General features: G+C 67.1%; 16 protein-coding genes. 7 read left to right on the top strand and 9 right to left on the bottom strand.

What is annotated here, in order from left to right; all coding sequences use genetic code 11:
- Positions 1–67: 67 nt before the first annotated feature.
- Entirely contained in the window at positions 68–1561 is a 1494-nt protein-coding gene (glpK, locus tag ACP69S_RS17020) for a glycerol kinase GlpK (RefSeq protein WP_425999244.1), read from the bottom strand.
- A 168-nt stretch (positions 1562–1729) separates the two neighbouring features.
- On the opposite strand from glpK, the gene ACP69S_RS17015 reads away from it, so the two are divergent.
- From ACP69S_RS17015 to ACP69S_RS17005, 3 genes are all read left to right on the top strand, one after another.
- Entirely contained in the window at positions 1730–2815 is a 1086-nt protein-coding gene (locus tag ACP69S_RS17015) for a DUF2336 domain-containing protein (protein ID WP_425999333.1), read from the top strand.
- Positions 2816–2847: 32 nt separating this feature from the next.
- A complete protein-coding gene (locus ACP69S_RS17010) occupies positions 2848–3630 on the top strand; it encodes an NAD kinase (RefSeq protein ID WP_425999242.1) in 783 nt (260 codons plus the stop codon).
- Between the two features lie 90 nt (positions 3631–3720).
- Entirely contained in the window at positions 3721–4203 is a 483-nt protein-coding gene (locus ACP69S_RS17005; protein ID WP_425999240.1) for an Hpt domain-containing protein, read from the top strand.
- Between the two features lie 6 nt (positions 4204–4209).
- Here the strand turns inward: ACP69S_RS17005 and ACP69S_RS17000 are convergent, their stop codons facing one another.
- Genes ACP69S_RS17000 through folD form a run of 3 tightly spaced genes read right to left on the bottom strand, consistent with a single transcriptional unit; the run spans position 4210 to position 6879 of the window.
- A complete protein-coding gene (locus ACP69S_RS17000; protein WP_425999238.1) occupies positions 4210–5613 on the bottom strand; it encodes a D-arabinono-1,4-lactone oxidase in 1404 nt (467 codons plus the stop codon).
- A gap of 13 nt (positions 5614–5626) precedes the next feature.
- Positions 5627–5983, bottom strand: a complete 357-nt coding sequence (locus ACP69S_RS16995) for a c-type cytochrome (RefSeq protein ID WP_425999236.1) — start codon at positions 5981–5983, stop codon at positions 5627–5629.
- Positions 5983–6879 (bottom strand): bifunctional methylenetetrahydrofolate dehydrogenase/methenyltetrahydrofolate cyclohydrolase FolD, encoded by an 897-nt coding sequence (folD, locus tag ACP69S_RS16990; RefSeq protein ID WP_425999235.1) that lies wholly within the window; start codon positions 6877–6879, stop codon positions 5983–5985. Before folD ends, ACP69S_RS16995 begins: the two co-directional genes overlap by 1 nt.
- Before the next feature lie 148 nt (positions 6880–7027).
- Between folD and crtY the strand changes: the two genes are divergently transcribed.
- Genes crtY through ACP69S_RS16975 form a run of 3 tightly spaced genes read left to right on the top strand, consistent with a single transcriptional unit; the run spans position 7028 to position 10640 of the window.
- Positions 7028–8215, top strand: coding sequence for a lycopene beta-cyclase CrtY (gene crtY / locus ACP69S_RS16985; protein WP_425999233.1), 1188 nt, complete (start codon positions 7028–7030; stop codon positions 8213–8215).
- Entirely contained in the window at positions 8212–9714 is a 1503-nt protein-coding gene (locus tag ACP69S_RS16980; protein WP_425999231.1) for a phytoene desaturase, read from the top strand. The genes crtY and ACP69S_RS16980 overlap by 4 nt, the downstream gene beginning before the upstream one ends.
- Positions 9711–10640 carry a phytoene/squalene synthase family protein gene (locus ACP69S_RS16975; protein ID WP_425999229.1) on the top strand — a complete coding sequence of 310 codons (930 nt, stop codon included), beginning with the start codon at positions 9711–9713 and terminating at the stop codon, positions 10638–10640. Before ACP69S_RS16980 ends, ACP69S_RS16975 begins: the two co-directional genes overlap by 4 nt.
- Here ACP69S_RS16975 and ACP69S_RS16970 read toward each other — a convergent pair.
- From ACP69S_RS16970 to ACP69S_RS16955, 4 genes are read right to left on the bottom strand one after another with little or no spacing between them, the layout of a single operon-like run.
- Entirely contained in the window at positions 10637–11110 is a 474-nt protein-coding gene (locus tag ACP69S_RS16970; RefSeq protein ID WP_425999227.1) for a sterol desaturase family protein, read from the bottom strand. The two genes, ACP69S_RS16975 and ACP69S_RS16970, sit on opposite strands and share 4 nt — an antisense overlap.
- A gap of 8 nt (positions 11111–11118) precedes the next feature.
- A complete protein-coding gene (locus tag ACP69S_RS16965; RefSeq protein WP_425999225.1) occupies positions 11119–12327 on the bottom strand; it encodes an ABC transporter permease in 1209 nt (402 codons plus the stop codon).
- Positions 12324–13268 (bottom strand): ABC transporter ATP-binding protein, encoded by a 945-nt coding sequence (locus tag ACP69S_RS16960; RefSeq protein WP_425999223.1) that lies wholly within the window; start codon positions 13266–13268, stop codon positions 12324–12326. Before ACP69S_RS16960 ends, ACP69S_RS16965 begins: the two co-directional genes overlap by 4 nt.
- Positions 13265–14173: a polyprenyl synthetase family protein gene (locus ACP69S_RS16955; protein ID WP_425999222.1), complete on the bottom strand. Its 909-nt coding sequence runs from the start codon at positions 14171–14173 to the stop codon at positions 13265–13267. Before ACP69S_RS16955 ends, ACP69S_RS16960 begins: the two co-directional genes overlap by 4 nt.
- Positions 14174–14275: 102 nt before the next feature.
- Here ACP69S_RS16955 and ACP69S_RS16950 point away from each other — a divergent pair, with 102 nt between their 5' ends.
- Entirely contained in the window at positions 14276–15799 is a 1524-nt protein-coding gene (locus ACP69S_RS16950) for an aldehyde dehydrogenase family protein (RefSeq protein ID WP_425999220.1), read from the top strand.
- 734 nt (positions 15800–16533) lie between these two features.
- Here the strand turns inward: ACP69S_RS16950 and ACP69S_RS16945 are convergent.
- On the bottom strand, positions 16534–16654 hold a 121-nt coding region (locus ACP69S_RS16945; RefSeq protein WP_425999331.1), incomplete at its 5' end, for a hypothetical protein.

Here is a 16654-nt window from a genome sequence, read left to right as displayed (position 1 = left end):
ATGACAGCGATGTCATAGCAATCCGCCACGCGGCTGGCGACCCGTGTTATGCACTGGCGTCAAAAATTCAGGTTCGGACGCGCGGCGCCGCGTCCAGCCAGCGCGCATAGGCCGCCTCACGCTGGTGCAACGGCATCGACGGCGTCAACGCCTCAGCCGCCGGCCGCGCCGACGCCGCTTCCTCCAGCGAGCCATAGACCCCCGCGCTCAGTCCCGCGAACAGGGCCGCGCCCAGGGCCGTCGTCTCCAGATAGCTGGCCCGCTGCACCAGCATGCCAGTCAGGTCGGATAGCCGCTGGGAAAACCAGGCGCTTTTCGACATGCCGCCATCGATCCGCAGTTGGGCCTCGTCGCCAAAGGCGTGGGGCGCGTCGGCGCGCATGGCTTCGATCAGGTCACGGCTTTGCAGGGCGCAGGAATCATAGGTAGCCGCCGCGATCTCGGGCAGGCCGGCGTCGCGGGTCAGACCAAAGATCGCGCCGCGTGCCCCGGCATCCCACCACGGCGCGCCAAGACCGGTGAAGGCTGGCACCACCACGACGCCATGATCGGGCTTGGCCGAGCGCGCCAGGGCTTCGGCAGAGCGAGGACCGCCGGTGATCCCAAGTCCCTCGCCCAGCCACTGGATCGCCGCACCCGCGACAAAGATCGAGCCCTCCAGCGCATAGGTCGTCTTGCCGCCGATGCGCGCCGCAACGGTGGTCAGCAGGCGCGAGCGGGAAACCGGACGGGTCTCGCCCGTATTGAGCAACATGAAGCAGCCGGTGCCATAGGTGGCTTTCATCTGGCCGGGCAGGATGCAGCCCTGCCCCATCAGCGCCGCCTGCTGGTCGCCGGCCACGCCGCGGATTTGAACTTCACGGCCAAGGATGTTGATGGTCGTCACGCCGTAGTCGTCGGCGCAGTCGAGCACCTTGGGCAGGAGGCTGGCGGGCACCTTCAGAAGGTCGAGCATGGGTTGCGACCACACCTGGGCCTCGATGTCGAACAGCAAGGTGCGTGAAGCATTTGTGGCGTCGGTGGCATGCACGGCGCCGCCTGTCAGACGCCAGATCACCCAGCTGTCCATTGTGCCGCAGAGCAGTTCGCCCGCCTCGGCGCGCGCCCGGGCGCTCTGCACGCGGTCGAGGATCCAGGCGATCTTGGTGCCCGAGAAATAGGGGTCAAGCAGCAGGCCAGTCACCTCGGTGACCTGGGCCTCATGACCGGCCTCGCGAAGTCGATCACAGGCGCCCGCCGTGCGGCGGTCCTGCCATACGATGGCCGGATGGATCGGGCGGCCCGTGGCCTTGTCCCAGATCACTACGGTCTCGCGCTGGTTGGTCACGCCAATGGCGGCGACATCGGCAATATCGCGGCCGGAGCTGTCCATCGCTTCGCGCAGCACAGCCACGCAAGCGGCGAAGATCTCCTCGGGGTCGTGCTCCACCCATCCATCGGCCGGATAGCTCTGTCGCAAAGGGCGTGTGGCGTCGGCCAAGGCCCCGCCAGTCGCGTCGAACAGGATCGCCCGGGTGCTGGTCGTACCCTGATCCAAAGCCAGAATCAGTTGTTCAGCCATCTTCGCGCCTCCCGTCCTTACGCTTCACCCGCGACAACTAGCCGCTATTCTTATCGTTTGTGGGCTCTTCCGTTTAAGCATGTTTTCATTTGCTGGAAGCAAGGTCATCCTCACCGAGTTCGGGATTCGAGGAGGCTGGTCATCCAAGCCGTCCAAACCGCCAAGCTTCTGACACTGGCGCGCAGCCGCGATCCGGGCGATCGCGAACGGCTGCTTACGGGCATCATCGAACTTTGCGAAGCGGGCCAGACCGCCGGCGCCCCGACCGACCCCGACATCCAGCGCCTGCTCGACTCCATCTTCATGACCCTGGTCGTGGAAGCCGAGCGCGACATTCGCCAGCGCCTGTCCGAACGCCTGGCCGACGCGCCGTGGGCGCCCTCGGCCCTGATCAATATTCTGGCGCTCGACGAGATCGAGATCGCCCGTCCGATCATCGCCCGCAGCCCGGTGCTGCAGGATCACGACCTGATCCGGTTGATGGTTCAAGCGACGCTGGAACATCAGATCGAGGTCGCGCGCCGTCCCCGTCTGGCGGCCTCGGTCGTCGAAGCCATACTGGCGCGTGAAGAACCCGCTGTTCTGACGGCACTGGCCAGCAACGAGACCGCCGAAATCTCGACCGACGGCCTGCGCCGTCTGGTCGGTCGCGCCAAGGATGTCGTCGCTCTGCGCTCGCCGTTGGCCCGCCATCCCATGCTCTCCAGCGAGTTCGCCGAGCAACTCTATTTGTGGGTCGGGCGCGCCCTGCGCGAAGCCCTCACCGCTCGCTTCCATCTGGACGCCGACGTCATGGCCGCCGCCGTAGATGAAGCGCTCCGCGCCGCCCATCGCGGCGAAGATCCGGACCAGGACGGGGTCATCGAGTCCGAGGAAGACCGCGAGGAGATGGAACGCTCGCTCGTCGAAAAGCTCGACGCCGCCGGACAGCTACGTCCAGGCTATCTGCTGCGCGTACTCCGCGAGGGCCGCTTGCCCCTGTTCGTGATGGCCCTGGCCCGGCTGGGAAAGTTCGACCCCGCCCAGATCCGCCGCGCCATCGACAGCAATCGCCCGGAACTTCTGGCCTTGGCCTGCTCGGCGGTTGGCATCGATCGCAGCGTGTTTCCGACCATCCTGGAACATGTGCGGCAACTGAACGGCGGCCGCCCGGGCGGCGGCGACGAAGGCGCCAGACGCGCCGGCAGCGCCTTTGGCCCCTTCACGCCGGACGTCGCTGGAATGGCTTTCCGACAGGCCGTCGGCGCGGTTTGACAAGCCGGCGGGCTTCCCGCCTCTTGGGCGCGATGTACCAGCCGCAACCCTTTCTGACTCGCCTCACGTTCAAGGCCAGCGACCGCCCCGAAGCCGAGGAAGCGCGCGAGCGCCTGATCGCCCGCTATGGCGATGTGGGCGAAGAGTCCGCCCAGGTCATCATAGCCCTCGGCGGCGACGGCTTCATGCTGGAGGTCCTGCACGGCGCCATCGCCAGCCAGACGCCAATCTACGGCATGAACCGCGGCTCGGTCGGGTTCCTGATGAACGAGTACAGCGAAGATGGCTTGCTGGAGCGGATCAACGCCGCCGAGCGCGCCGTCATCCATCCGCTGGTCATGACGGCCATCGACTCGCAACGCCGCAACCACCGCGCCCTGGCGATCAACGAAGTGTCTCTGCTGCGCCAGACCCGTCAGACCGCCAAGCTGCGGATCTCCATCGACGGCAAGGTGCGGATGAGCGAACTGGTCTGCGACGGCGCCCTGATCGCTACGCCGGCTGGCTCGACAGCCTATAATCTCTCGGCTCATGGACCGATCATTCCCATTGGCGGCCAAGTCCTGGCCCTCACGCCGATCAGCGCGTTCCGCCCTCGCCGCTGGCGCGGGGCCCTGCTGCCGCGCACGGCGCGCATCACGTTCGAGATCATCGAAGCCGACAAACGCCCGGTCAGCGCCGTCGCTGACAACTTCGAGGTTCGCGACGTGCTGGAGGTCCACATTTCGGAAGATCGCGACACCAGCCTTGCGATGCTGTTCGACGCGGGCCGCAGTCTTGACGAGCGCGTGCTCGCCGAGCAGTTCTCGGCATGAGGCGTTCCGTCGCACAGAAACTGACATCTCATTCGTTGTTAACGCCTGCTATGGTAGCGATCTCTAAATACCGCCGCTGGGGAGGCGATCTTGACGACTAAGCCCACCGCTGAGGTGATCCAGGTGCCGAACATGCTGAAGCTCAAGGTGGGCGGACGCGGGGGCATCGACATGGCAGCGATCGCCAAGGCCGAGGCTGCGCTCAAGAGCCTGTCGGGCAACTTCGCCCAGTGGCTGCAAGACGAAATCACCAAGCTCGAGGCCGCCCGCCAGGAGGTCAAGACCCAAGGCCTGAACGCCGCGACGGTCGAGACCCTGTATCTGCGCGCCCACGACCTGAAGGGCCTGGGCGCTACTTACGAATTCCCGCTGATCACGCGTATCGCCGCATCGCTGTGCAAGCTGATCGACGAGCCCGAGACGCGACTGTCGGCGCCGATGTTCCTGGTCGATGGCCACATCGACGCCATCAAGGCGGCCGTGCGAGGCGACATCAAGGTCGATACCCACCCGGTGGGCAAGGCCCTGGCCGAAGAACTCGAAGGCCGGGTCACCCAGTACCTGGCAGGCTGAGGCCCGTCAGAGCAGCCCGAACAGCCCCTTGAGATAGGGATTGAGCATCCGCCCCTCCGGATCGAGTTCGGCCCGCACCTTCAGGAAATCGTCCCAGCGCGGATAGAGCGCCGCCAGGTGCTGGCCGCGCAGATTGTGTAGCTTGCCCCAGTGCGGCCTGCCGCCATAGCGGCGGAAGATCGGCTCGACCAGGTCGTACAGAAACGAGAAATCGTCCTTGTAGTGGGTGTGCACGGCGATCGACCCGCGCGGCCCACCGTGGAAGGGCGACAGCCAGGCCTCGTCGGCCGCGATGCGACGCACCTCGATCGGGAAGAAGACATCGGGGCGTTCCTTCTCGATGGTCGCCACCACCTCCTCCAGCGCCTTGAGCTGGACGTCGATCGGCAGGTGGAACTCCATCTCGTTGAAGCGTACCGGCCGTTCGGTCGAGAGCAGTTTCCAGCCTTCGTCGACGGAGGTCTCGGGCTTGGCGCCCGCCAGCAACGCCCGGGCCGCCGCCTTGCGCAGCGGCGTCGAGAAGCCCAGCAAATTCCGCAGGCCCTTCAGCGCGTCGAGGAAGGCTGTGTCCTGATCGGGGCCTCGCGCCTTGGCCGGATCGTCGGTCTCGTCGTGGCTGATGCCGGCCGCCAGCCCGGTGAACGGCACGGCGTAGAACTCGAAATTGCGATGCTCGGCCCAACGCGCTTCGGCTTTCTCCAGAGCGTCGCCGAACGGCTCTATCCAAACGCGGCGGCGCACCCGGCGATTGGCAATGGTCTTCAACCGCACTTGAGAGATCACGCCCAACGCGCCCAGCGAGACCCTGGCGGCCTGGAAGACGTCGGCATCGCGGCTCGCGTCGCAATCGATCACCTGCCCACTCGGCGTCACCAGCCGCAGGCCCGTAACGTCGCCATGCAGGGCCTGGAGCTTCACGCCCGTGCCGTGCGTCGCCGTCGCCATCGCTCCGGCCAGGGACTGCTTGTCGATGTCGGGCAGATTGGCCATGGCCCGGCCCTTGGCGGCCAGGACCGGGCCCAGCGCGCCAAGCCGCGTGCCGGCCAGGACAATAGCTTCGTCGCCCTCCCAGCCAACGACGCCAGACATGCTCTCCAGTGAGACCAGAGCCCCACTTGTCGGCGCAAGGGCGGTGAAGGAGTGCCCCGCCCCTACCGGCCGGATCGGCGCGGCGGCGGTCTTGAGCATCAGGGCCAGCTCGGCCTCATCCTTCGGCGCGAGACGAGCCGAAGGATAGGCGGTCTGCACACCCGACCAGTTGCGCCACAGCAACTTGCCGTCGGCATTGACCGAGGCGGGGGCCACCGGCTCGGGCTTCTCATGTGTGGCGACCAGATATCCCGCGCCGCCCGTGGCGACCACGGCGGCTCCCGTCCCGCCTGCGACCAGAGCGCCTCGTCTCGAGATCATGCGATTCCCCGACCTATGCGGGATCTTCGCGCCCCGCCATGAATCGTATCAGGCCCTGGAAATCGGACGGCGCGCAAGCCACACATTGACCGGATGCCGGCATGGCCTTGAAGCCCTGGATGGTGTGGTCCAGCAGCGCGGCCTCACCCTGTTTCCAGCGCGGATCCCATGCGGCGCGATCCTGCACCAGCGGCGCGCCCGTATCCTGCATAGCGTGGCAGGCCTTGCACGACGTTTCATAGAGCTCGGCCAGGCGCGCATCGGCGGGTTTCAGCAGCAGGGCCTGTTCCGGCGTAGGGGCTGGCGGAATCTTCTCGCCGCACGCGGCCAGCGACAAGGCGGCGAGCGTCAGGACCAGAGCGGCGCGCATCAACCGTCGATCCCGTGCAGGCGCTTGGCGGCCGTGACCGTATTGGCCAGCAGGCAGGCGATGGTCATGGGCCCCACGCCACCCGGCACTGGCGTAATAGCCCCCGCTACCGCCTTGACCTCGTCGAAGGCGACATCGCCGACCAGACGGGTCTTGCCCGCGGCCGCCGCGACCGTATCGCGCGAGGGGAAGCGGCTGATGCCGACATCGATGACCGCGGCGCCCGGCTTGATCCAGTCGCCCCTGACCATCTCGGCGCGTCCTACGGCGGCTACGACGATGTCCGCCTGACGCACGATGCCGGGCAGATCGACGCTGCGGGAATGGGCGATGGTGACGGTGCAGTCAGCGGCCAGCAGCATCTGGGCCATCGGCTTGCCCATCAGGTTCGAGCGACCGATAACCACGGCGGTCTTGCCGCGCAGGTCGCCCAGCACATCCTTCAGCAGCAGCATGCAGCCCAGCGGCGTGCAGGGCGTCAGGGCCGGCAGGCCACTGGCCAGGCGCCCGGCATTGGTGACGGTCAGACCGTCGACATCCTTGTCCGGCGAGATGGCCGCGACGATGTCGGCCTGCTTGAGGTGATCGGGCACCGGGAACTGCACCAGAATGCCATGGATCGCCGGATCGGCGTTGAGCTTGCCGACAAGAGCCAGAAGCTCGTCCTGGCTGACATCGGCCGGCAGGCGATGGGTTTCGGAATGCATGCCCGCCGCCAGGGTCTGCTCACCCTTGTTGCGGACATAGACCTGGCTGGCGGGATCCTCGCCGACCAGCACCACGGCCAGACCCGGCGTGAGGCCATGGTCAGCCTTCAAAGCCTTCACATCCTCGGCGACCCGCTCGCGCAGATCGGCCGCGAATGCCTTGCCGTCGATGATCCTGGCCGCGGACATGGGCGTCTCCCTAGAACATGTGGAGCGTGGCGGGCGCCGAAACTGCTCACACTTCGGCTGCCACACTCCAGTTCGCCGTGCCTAACCGGTCGTTTTGCTGCGCGCAACGCTGGCGTGGCGGCAGCACAATCATGTTAGACGCAGGAGCATGGCCCCAACGTCTTCCACCTCACGCGCAGACGTCGTCCTGGTGGGCGGCGGGCTGGCCAATGGCCTGATCGCCCTGCGCCTGAAGGCCCTGCGTCCGGACCTGAAAGTGATTGTGCTGGAGCGCGACAAGCGAATCGGCGGCGAACACACTTGGTGCCACTTCGAGACCGATGTCAGCCCCGCGATCGGCGGTTGGCTGAAACCACTGATCGTGCATCGCTGGTCTGGCTATGAGGTTCGCTTTCCCACCCATCGACGCGTCCTGGAAACGCCCTATCTGGCCATCACCTCGCAGCGCCTGCACGAAGCCGTCATGGCCGTCCTTGGCGCCGATGTCTGGCTGGGCGCGACAGTCTCGGAGGTGTCGCCCCATCAGGTCGCCTTGGCGGACGGTCGCCGGATCACCGCCGCCGCCGTGATCGACGGACGCGGCCCCCGTCGCAGTCGCAGCCTGGTGCTGGGCTGGCAGAAGTTCCTGGGCCAGGGCGTGCGTCTCACTGAGCCCCACGGTCTGACGCGCCCCATCGTGATGGACGCCACTGTCTCCCAGTTGGACGGTTATCGCTTCCTCTATGCCTTGCCGCTCGATGCGACTCGCCTGCTGATCGAGGATACGCGCTACAGCGACGGCTCCGATCTCGACCACGCCGACCTGCGGACCGCCATCGCCGCCTATGCCAGCCAACAGGGCTGGACCATCGCCAAGGTCGAGCGCGAGGAGCACGGCGTCCTGCCCATCGCCCTGGCCGGCGACATCGACGCCTATTGGCGCGAAGCCCGGGCCCAAGTTGCGGAGGTTGGCCTGCGCGCCGCCCTGTTCCAGCCCACCACCGGCTACTCCCTGCCCGACGCAGCGCGCTTGGCCGACCAGATCGCTGCCCTGCCCCACATCACCAGCGCCCATGTCCGCGCCTGCGCCGAGGCCCATTCCAAGGCGGCGTGGCGCAAGCGCCGGTACTTCCGGCTGCTGAACCGCATGCTGTTCAAGGCCTGCGAACCCGATCAGCGCTACAAGGTGCTGGAGCGCTTCTATCGATTGCGCGCGCCGCTCATCCAGCGCTTCTACGCGGCCCGGCTCACCCTCTGGGACAAGGCCCGCATATTGATCGGCAAGCCGCCGGTTCCCATCTCCCTCGCGGTTGGCTATCTGACCGAAAAATCCGTGACCCAGGACAAGACTGCATGACTCATCCCAAGCCTCGCGCGGCCGTCATCGGTTCCGGCTTCGGCGGCCTTTCCCTAGCTATCCGCCTGCAGTCCTCCGGCTTCGACGTGACCGTGTTCGAGGGGCGCGATAGGCCCGGCGGCCGAGCCTATGTCTGGGAGGACGAAGGCTTCATCTTCGACGCTGGCCCGACGGTGATCACCGATCCGGACTGCCTGAAAGAGCTGTTCACGATCAGCGGTCGCAAGATCGAGGACTATGTCGAGCTGATGCCGGTCAATCCGTTCTACCGTCTGGTCTGGGAAGACGGCGACGTTTTCGACTACGTCAACGACCAAGTCGAGCTCGACCGGCAGATCGCCGCCCGCAACCCGGCCGATGTCGAGGGCTATCGCCGCTTCCACGCCTATTCCGAAGAGTTGTACCAGAAGGGCTATGTCGAGCTGGGCGCCGTTCCTTTCCTCGACATCCGCAGCATGATCTCGTCGGCCCCCGCCCTGATGAAGCTGCAGGCCTGGCGCAGCGTCTATGACAAGGTTTCGTCCTTCGTGAAGGACGAGCACGTCCGCCAGGCCCTGTCGTTCCATAGCCTGCTGGTCGGCGGCAGCCCGTTCGCCACCTCGTCGATCTATGCCCTGATCCACGCTCTGGAGCGGCGCGGTGGCGTCTGGTTCCCGCGCGGCGGCACTGGCGCGCTGATCCGTGGCCTCGTTCGTCTGCTGGAGGACCTAGGCGGAACGATCCGACTCAACGCGCCAGTGCAGAAGATCACGACGAAAGACGGCCGCGTTACTGGGATCATCAATCACGACGGAAGCTTCGAAGCCTTCGACACGGTCGCCTCGAACGCTGACGTGATGCACACCTATCGCGAGCTGCTGGTCGATGATCCGCGCGGCAAGAAGGTGGGCAAGGCGCTGGAGAGCAAGCGCTGGAGCCCCTCATTGTTCGTGATCTATTTTGGGCTCAAGGCGGAACACCCCGAGATCCGCCATCACACCATCTGTTTCGGCCCGCGCTATCGGGAGCTGATCGGCGAGATCTATAACAAGGGCGCCCTGGCCGACGATTTCTCGCTCTACCTGCACTCGCCCTGCGCCACCGATCCCGGCATGGCCCCTCCGGGCTGCAGCAGCTTCTACGTCCTGTCGGTCGTGCCCAACCTGGAGACAGCCCAGATCGACTGGTCCAAGGAAGGCCCGGCCTATCGCGACCGGATCCTGAACTATCTGGAAGAGCGCTATATCCCCAACCTGTCGCGCGATTTGGTAACCAGCAGAATCTTCACGCCGGACGATTTCACGACCGAGCTCAACGCCTGGAACGGCGCGGCCTTCTCCCTGGAGCCGCTGTTGACCCAGAGCGCCTTTTTCCGCACCCACAATCGCGACGACGTCATCCCCAACCTCTATTTTGTCGGGGCCGGCACCCATCCGGGCGCGGGGATCCCGGGCGTGGTGGGTTCGGCCAAGGCCACGGCCGGGCTGATGATCGACGACTTCCAGACGGAAACCGCGTGAGCGACCTAGAGGCGCAAAGCCGCGAGGCGATCCAGAAGGGCAGCAAGAGCTTCGCCGCCGCCGCCGCCCTGTTCGACGCCGAGACCCGCGCCGACGCCGAGATGCTCTACGCCTGGTGCCGGCACTGCGATGACGTGATCGACGGTCAGACCCTGGGCCACGGCATGAGCCCCGTGGAAGACGCGCCGGCCCGTCTCGCCGCCCTCTACGCCCAGACCCGCGCCGCCCTGGCTAGCGAGCCGCCAGCCGATCCGCAGTTCGCGGCATTTCAGACCGTGGCTCGGCGTCGTCAGATTCCTGAGCGCTACGCCCTGGACATGATCGACGGCTTTGCCATGGACGTCGAAGGCCGCCGTTATCAGACGCTGGATGAACTTCTGGACTATTGCTGGGGCGTGGCCGGCGTGGTCGGGACGATGATGGCGCTGGTCATGGGCACGAAGCCTGACGCCTTGCCTACCCTGCGCCGCGCCCAGGACCTTGGCCTGGCCTTCCAGCTGACCAATATCGCTCGCGACATCGTCGAGGACGCCCGCAACGATCGGGTTTATCTGCCCCGCGCCTGGCTGGCCGAACTGGGCGTGGCCGAGACGGCGGTCGCCGATCCTGCCCATCGCGGCGCGGTGGCGATCATGGCCAAGCGGTTGGTCGACGCCGCTGAGCCCTATTACGCCTCGGCGCGCTGGGGTCTGCGCGACCTCCCCGTCCGCTGCGCCTGGGCCATTGCCGCGGCGCGGGGGGTCTATCGCCAGATCGGGCTGGACGTGGTCCGCGAGGGCGACAAAGCCTGGGACGAGCGCGTGGTGGTCAGCGGCCGCATGAAGGCCTGGCGAGCGCTTGAGGGCGGGTTCATCGCCCTGCGATCGGCAGTCTGGGACCGGGCGATCAAGCCGCCGGCGCGCCCCGACATGTGGTCAAAGATCTAGGCTTCGCCCCCTCGCGCCTTTAACTGCGCCTTCAACACCCGCACCGGCCGGGCAACCAGGAAGCCGAACGACACGGCGCCCTCCTTGGTATGCACAGCGTGGTGGATACGGTGCGCCTGAATCGCGCGCTTCCAGAAGGCCGACTTGCCGAACGGTGTCTTGAAGCGTCGGTGCACCATGCCGTCGTGGAAGATGAAATAGACAAAGCCATAGGCCGTTATCCCCAGCCCCACCGGCAACAGCCACGGCGTGCCGTTCGCCCCGAAATAGATGGCCACGATGGCCGGCGCGGCGAAGACCACAGCGAACAGGTCATTGAGCTCGAAGGCGCCTTCGCGCGGCTCGTGATGCGACTTGTGCCAGACCCACATGAAACCGTGCATCACATAGCGATGGGTGACCCAGGCAAAGGCTTCCATGAAAGCGAAGGCCGCCAGGAACAGCGCGAGATGAAAGGCCAGGGTCGCCATCGAGGGTCCTATCGACGCGACAGTCGCGCCAGGGTCTGGGCCAGCGCCAGGCCGGCCAGGCCGGCGGCGGTCAGCACGCCCCAAGCCTTATACACCTGCGAAAGTGAAGCGTCGCGCCAGAGCAAGCCTTGATATGCGTCAATGACCCAGGCGTGAGGCGTGAACCAGCCCGCCGTCTGCAGCCAGACCGGCATCAGGAAGCGCGGCACCATGCTGCCGCCGATCGCCGCCAGAACCAGAATCACGAAGGTGGACAGCATCTGGGCCTGTTCCCGCGTCCGGCACACCGAGACGAGGCCCAGGGCCAGACCCGCCGCGCAGACGGCCGTCGCTAGGGTCGTGGGCGCCCACAGGCCGAAGTGCTCGACCACCGCCACGCCATAGACGATCTGGGCGGTGGCGAAAATCGCCACGGCCTGGACGATCCCCTGGGCGACCAGGAAGACGAACTTTCCGGTCACCACCGGCCCCATGCCGGCGACGCCTGCCAGCAACCGGTCGGCGACACCCGTGCGGCGCTCGTCCATCAAGCCCAACGACCCCTGCATGGCCGAAAACAGGGCGAACAGGATCATCACCGCGCCGGCGTAATAGGCGATGGTCGCCCCGCCTTTCCTGGCGCCCAGCAGGTCCTCGCGGTCGAACAGATCACCGCCGGTTACGGTCGGTGGCTTAGCTTTAAGTGCGGCGGCAGCAGCGTCGAGCCGCGCGTTCTGGCTCGGCGTCAGAGCGCCGAGCGCGGGGGTCAGCTGATCGACGCTGCGACGCAAAGCGGCGTCCGGCGTGGCGCGGGCCATGGCCAGTTGCACCCGGGCCTGAGTCAAGGGCGCGGCGACGGCGCGGCCGGGATCGGAAATGATCAGGAACGGACGGCCGGGCGCGGCGGGATCGGTGCGGATCACCAGGCCCACATCGGCCTGGCCGGATTTCACCAGCGCCCGAACCGCATCGACCGTGGCAGGCGTGGTGGCCTCGGCGCGGATCTCGGAACTGGCCAGCAAGGCCCTGGCTACCCGTCCCGAGGTTTCGGTGCGCGCCATGTCGACGATCGCCAGCTTGGGCTTGATGTCCTCGCCCGTCGCCCCGGCGAACACCGACGAGAAGATCAGGAAGACCAGCGGCGGCAGCAGGAAGGTCATTACCAGAGCCGCGCGATCACGCCACAGCTCCAGCAGCATGACCCGCACCATGGCCAGCGTCATTTCCAGCCGGATCATGCCGCCAGCTTCCGCTCGGCCACTAGGCTGAAGAGGTTCTGCAGCGACGGCTCCCGCACCCGAATTTCGCGCGGGACCAGTCCTGCCTTGCGCAGCCGCTTGTCCAGCCGTCCGGCGGCGGCGTAGCCGTCGGCGTCGAGGCGGGTCCACAGCTTGGCGCGGTGAGCGGTCCTGACCAACCCTTCAGCTGCCAGCAAGATCTCGCCAGCGGCGTCCGGCTCGCCGGAAAACTCGACCAGCACCTCCATCTGGAGGCCGAAAGCCTTGGCGATCAGGGTGCGGGGCTGGCCTTCGAGCACCAAGGAGCCTTCACGCAGGAAGCCCACCCGGTCGGCCAGCGCTCCGGCCTGTTCCAGATCGTGCGTCGTCAGCAGCACCGCCACGCCAAGGTCGCGCAGCCCCCGGATCACCGCGTCCAGCGCCTCGCGGGCGTCGATATCGACGCCGACCGTCGGCTCGTCGAGGATCAGCAGGGCCGGCCGATGCACGATGGCGGCGGCGATATTGGCGCGGCGCTGATAACCGCCCGAAAGGTGACGGACCGGCACATGGGCGCGATCAACGGTGCGCGTCAGTTCCATCGCCCGCTGGACAGCGGCTGGCACAGCCTTGCGCGGCACCTGGGCCAGGCTGGCGAAGGCGGCCAAGTTCTCGGCCACGGTCAGGTGGGCGTAGAGGGCGATCTCCTGCGGTACGAGGCCAAGGCTGGCCCGCGCCGCGTGCACCCGCGCCGGATCCTCGCCATTCAGCAGCACAGAGCCGCTGTCGGGCCGGAAGCGGCCGCAGATGGTCTTGATCAGGGTTGTCTTGCCAGCCCCGTTGGGACCCAGCAGGGCGTAAATCTCGCCGGGCGACAGGCTCAAGTCCACGCCGTGCAGCACGGTCTTGTCTCCATAGGCGTGAACGACGCCAGCTACCGTCAGAATGGGGGAGGTGGTCACGCCGCCGCCTTGCGTCCGGTGAAGAGGCGGCCGACATATCCGGCGACGAGATCGCAGCCGCCGACAGTTTCGAGCGCCGCGCGGCCCGCCACGAGGTGGGCTTCCATAGCAGCCCGCGCCCCGGCGACACCCAGCAGGGAGACAGCCGTGATCATGCCGGCGTCCTTGCCGACATCCTTGCCGGCGCCCTCGACCGAGCCTTCGGCGTCGATCAGGTCATCACGGATCTGGAAGGCCAGGCCCATGCGACGTCCAAACTCGCCCACCGCCGCCACGGCGTCATCCGAAGCGCCGGCGATCCGGGCGCCGGACTGGGCCGCGGCCATGATCAGGACGCCCGTCTTTTCATGGTTCAGCCGGTCCAGCGATGGCAGGTCGCGCAGCTGGTGGCGGTCAAACAGGTCCCGAGCCTGGCCGGCGATCAGGCCGCGAAAGCCTATGGAGTCGGCGATCCGTCCGGTGATTTCAGCCCGTCGCTCACTGTCCAGTTGGGTATCGGCGGCGACCACAGCATAGGCCTGGTTCAGCAGGCCAACGCCCGCCAGCACAGCGGTGGCCTCATCGAAAGCGCGGTGAATGGTCGGCAGCCCCCGGCGCAGGCCGGCGTCGTCCATCGAGGGCAGGTCATCGAGAATCAGCGACGAGGCGTGGACCATCTCGAAAGCGCAGGCCGTATCCAGCGCCACGCCCTCGGCGGCGCCGAACTGGGCGGCGGTCAGAAGGGTCAGCATCGGTCGGAAGCGTTTTCCGGGGGCCAGCAAGGCGTATCGCACCGCCTTGACCAGCCGCTCCGGGGCCGTCCCAGGCCTGGGCGCGAGCTCGGCCAGACGTCGGTCGACGCCGGCCCGCAAGGCCTCAAGTCGCTGAAGATAGGCGGCGTTATCGTCCATACGCGATCGCGACATGCCCCGACGCCCCGATGTGGGCCGGCCCATTTGAAGGCGCCCGCCGGGGGCGTCAAGCAGCCGGCACTTGACCCGAGGGCCGGGTGGGCGTTTTCCACGGTCATGACCCAGTCCTTCCAATCCCCCGCCGCCCATGCCCGCGCCGTTCTGGCCGACCTGGGCGTCGCCGGCCTGCCCGCCGATGGCGGCGTCGCCGTGCGCTGCCCCCTCGACGGCTCGCTCCTCACCCAGGTCGCCTATGACGACGCCAGGACCATAGACGCCAAGGTTTCGGCCGCTGCGAAAGCCTTCCGCGAGTGGCGCAGTGTGCCGGCCCCGCGTCGTGGTGAGCTGGTCCGTCTGCTGGGCGAGGAGCTGCGCGCCGCCAAGGATCAACTGGCCGCCATCGTCACCCTGGAGGTCGGTAAGATCGCTTCGGAGGCTGCCGGCGAGGTTCAGGAGATGATCGACATCTGCGACTTCGCCGTTGGCCTGTCGCGCCAGCTTTACGGCCTGACCATCGCGTCGGAACGCCCCGGCCACGCCATGCGCGAGACCTGGCATCCGCTGGGTCCCGTCGTGGTGATCAGCGCTTTCAACTTCCCGGTCGCCGTCTGGGCCTGGAACGCGGCCCTGGCGCTCGTTTGCGGCAACCCGGTGATCTGGAAGCCGTCGGAGAAGACGCCGCTGACCGCCATCGCCACCCTGGCGATCCTGGAACGCGCCTTGGCTCGCTTCGGCGACGCGCCCGAGGGCCTGTGCTCGGTCGTCCTGGGCGGCCGCGACGCCGGCGAGCGGCTGGTGCGCGATCCGGCCATCCCGCTGGTCAGCGCCACGGGTTCCACCCGGATGGGCCAAGCTATCGCCCCCATCGTCGCCGGCCGCTTTGGCCGCTCGATCCTCGAGCTCGGCGGCAACAACGCCATGATCGTCACCCCCAGCGCCGACCTCTCTTTGGCCGTCCGCGCCATCGTTTTCTCCGCGGCGGGTACAGCCGGCCAGCGCTGCACCAGCCTGCGCCGCCTGATCGTTCACGAGACCCTGGTCGACAAAGTCGCCGACGCGGTGGAGAGCGCTTTCAGCCGCCTGCCGGTCGGCGATCCGCGCCAAGACGGCGTCCTGCTGGGTCCGCTGCATGACAAGGCCGCCTATGAGGCCTTCGTCGCCGCCATGGACCAGGCCCGGTCCAACGGCGGAACCGTCAGCGGCGGCGAGCGCCTGCTGATCGACGAGCACCCCGAGGCCTATTATGTGCGCCCGGCCCTCGCCCGCCTGCCCGCCCCCAGCGCCGGCATGCAACGAGAGACCTTCGCGCCTCTGCTGCACGTCGTGCCCTATCGCGATTTCGACGAGGCCGTGGCGATCCAGAACGATGTGCCTCAGGGCCTGTCCTCCTGCGTGATGACCAACGACGTCCGCGAGGCCGAGGCCTTCCTGTCAGCCGCCGGCAGCGACTGCGGCATCGCCAACGTCAATATCGGCCCCTCAGGCGCCGAGATCGGTGGCGCGTTCGGCGGCGAGAAGGAAACCGGCGGCGGTCGCGAGAGCGGGTCCGACAGCTGGAAGCAGTACATGCGTCGGCAGACCGCGACGGTGAACTACTCTGGGGCCCTGCCGCTGGCGCAGGGGGTGAAGTTCGATCTCTGATTAAGATCCTCCCCCTCGGGGGAGCAGCTACAGCTTCGCGCCCTCGCGCGGAAATGCCGAGTTGATGGAAAGGGTCGCGGAGCGTCCGGACGACGTCCGGATGAGAGTTAGAAAATACCGTTTCGACGAAGCCGTCCGCTCCGCGTGACCGTTCTGGCGAAAGCGCTTCCGGCTCGGCGGTGTTAGCGCCTCCTCGTCCACGCCTCCGACGGGCGAATGAGAGAGCGACTCCCACCCGGAACGCGGACCTTTCAGCCCGCCTGCCACCCAGCCGACCCTCGAGGTCACGTCGTTTTAGTGTTCCACGGCCGACCGCCGCCAGAGACAACGAGGTTGGCGGCTTTCACCCGCCATCGGACAGAGCGTTTCCCGCTCGATCACACCCCGCCGTCGCTTGGTCGCTGGCCATGCGCCCTTCCCAACGACGAGGTGGGGACAGAATACGGGAGGTTTGAGCCCGGCTGCGTCGATTGTCTGGACGCCCGTCTGGGTCCCCCGGAGCGTGACGCTCAAACTCCCAACAAAACTTCGTCATCCCGGGACTTGTTCCCGGGACCAATGGGTCCGTCGCACGGTCGGGGGATCATCAAACCCTTGCTGAACAGCGGAACGATGGGTCCCGGGGACGAGACCCGGGATGACGGGGATTGTATCGGCAGGTGTGGAGCCCCCTCGTCGCCCGTTGGGACCGTGTCGGTCAACCCCGCCAATCCTCGTTCGCGGGGATGCAGCCTCTATAGCGGGATGTTGTCGTGCTTCTTCCAGGGGTTCGACAGTTCTTTCCCCTTGAGGCTCTTGAGGCCCCGCACGATCCGGCGCCGCGTGCCGTGGGGCATGATCACGTCGTCGATATAG

The organism is Caulobacter sp. DWR1-3-2b1, from assembly GCF_049895765.1.
Classification (GTDB): domain Bacteria; phylum Pseudomonadota; class Alphaproteobacteria; order Caulobacterales; family Caulobacteraceae; genus Caulobacter.
The sequence above is the reverse complement of the archived record's forward strand: the minus strand, read 5'-3'. Positions and strand labels throughout refer to the sequence as shown.

Bases quoted from the DNA above. Each gene is read 5' to 3' on its own strand.
- glpK (WP_425999244.1), bottom strand. From the start codon at position 1,561: ATGGCTGAACAACTGATTCTGGCTTTGGATCAGGGTACGACCAGCACC.
- ACP69S_RS17010 (WP_425999242.1), top strand. From the start codon at position 2,848: ATGTACCAGCCGCAACCCTTTCTGACTCGCCTCACGTTCAAGGCCAGC.
- ACP69S_RS17000 (WP_425999238.1), bottom strand. From the start codon at position 5,613: ATGATCTCGAGACGAGGCGCTCTGGTCGCAGGCGGGACGGGAGCCGCC.
- ACP69S_RS16995 (WP_425999236.1), bottom strand. From the start codon at position 5,983: ATGCGCGCCGCTCTGGTCCTGACGCTCGCCGCCTTGTCGCTGGCCGCG.
- folD (WP_425999235.1), bottom strand. From the start codon at position 6,879: ATGTCCGCGGCCAGGATCATCGACGGCAAGGCATTCGCGGCCGATCTG.
- crtY (WP_425999233.1), top strand. From the start codon at position 7,028: ATGGCCCCAACGTCTTCCACCTCACGCGCAGACGTCGTCCTGGTGGGC.
- ACP69S_RS16980 (WP_425999231.1), top strand. From the start codon at position 8,212: ATGACTCATCCCAAGCCTCGCGCGGCCGTCATCGGTTCCGGCTTCGGC.
- ACP69S_RS16970 (WP_425999227.1), bottom strand. From the start codon at position 11,110: ATGGCGACCCTGGCCTTTCATCTCGCGCTGTTCCTGGCGGCCTTCGCT.
- ACP69S_RS16965 (WP_425999225.1), bottom strand. From the start codon at position 12,327: ATGATCCGGCTGGAAATGACGCTGGCCATGGTGCGGGTCATGCTGCTG.
- ACP69S_RS16955 (WP_425999222.1), bottom strand. From the start codon at position 14,173: ATGTCGCGATCGCGTATGGACGATAACGCCGCCTATCTTCAGCGACTT.
- ACP69S_RS16950 (WP_425999220.1), top strand. From the start codon at position 14,276: ATGACCCAGTCCTTCCAATCCCCCGCCGCCCATGCCCGCGCCGTTCTG.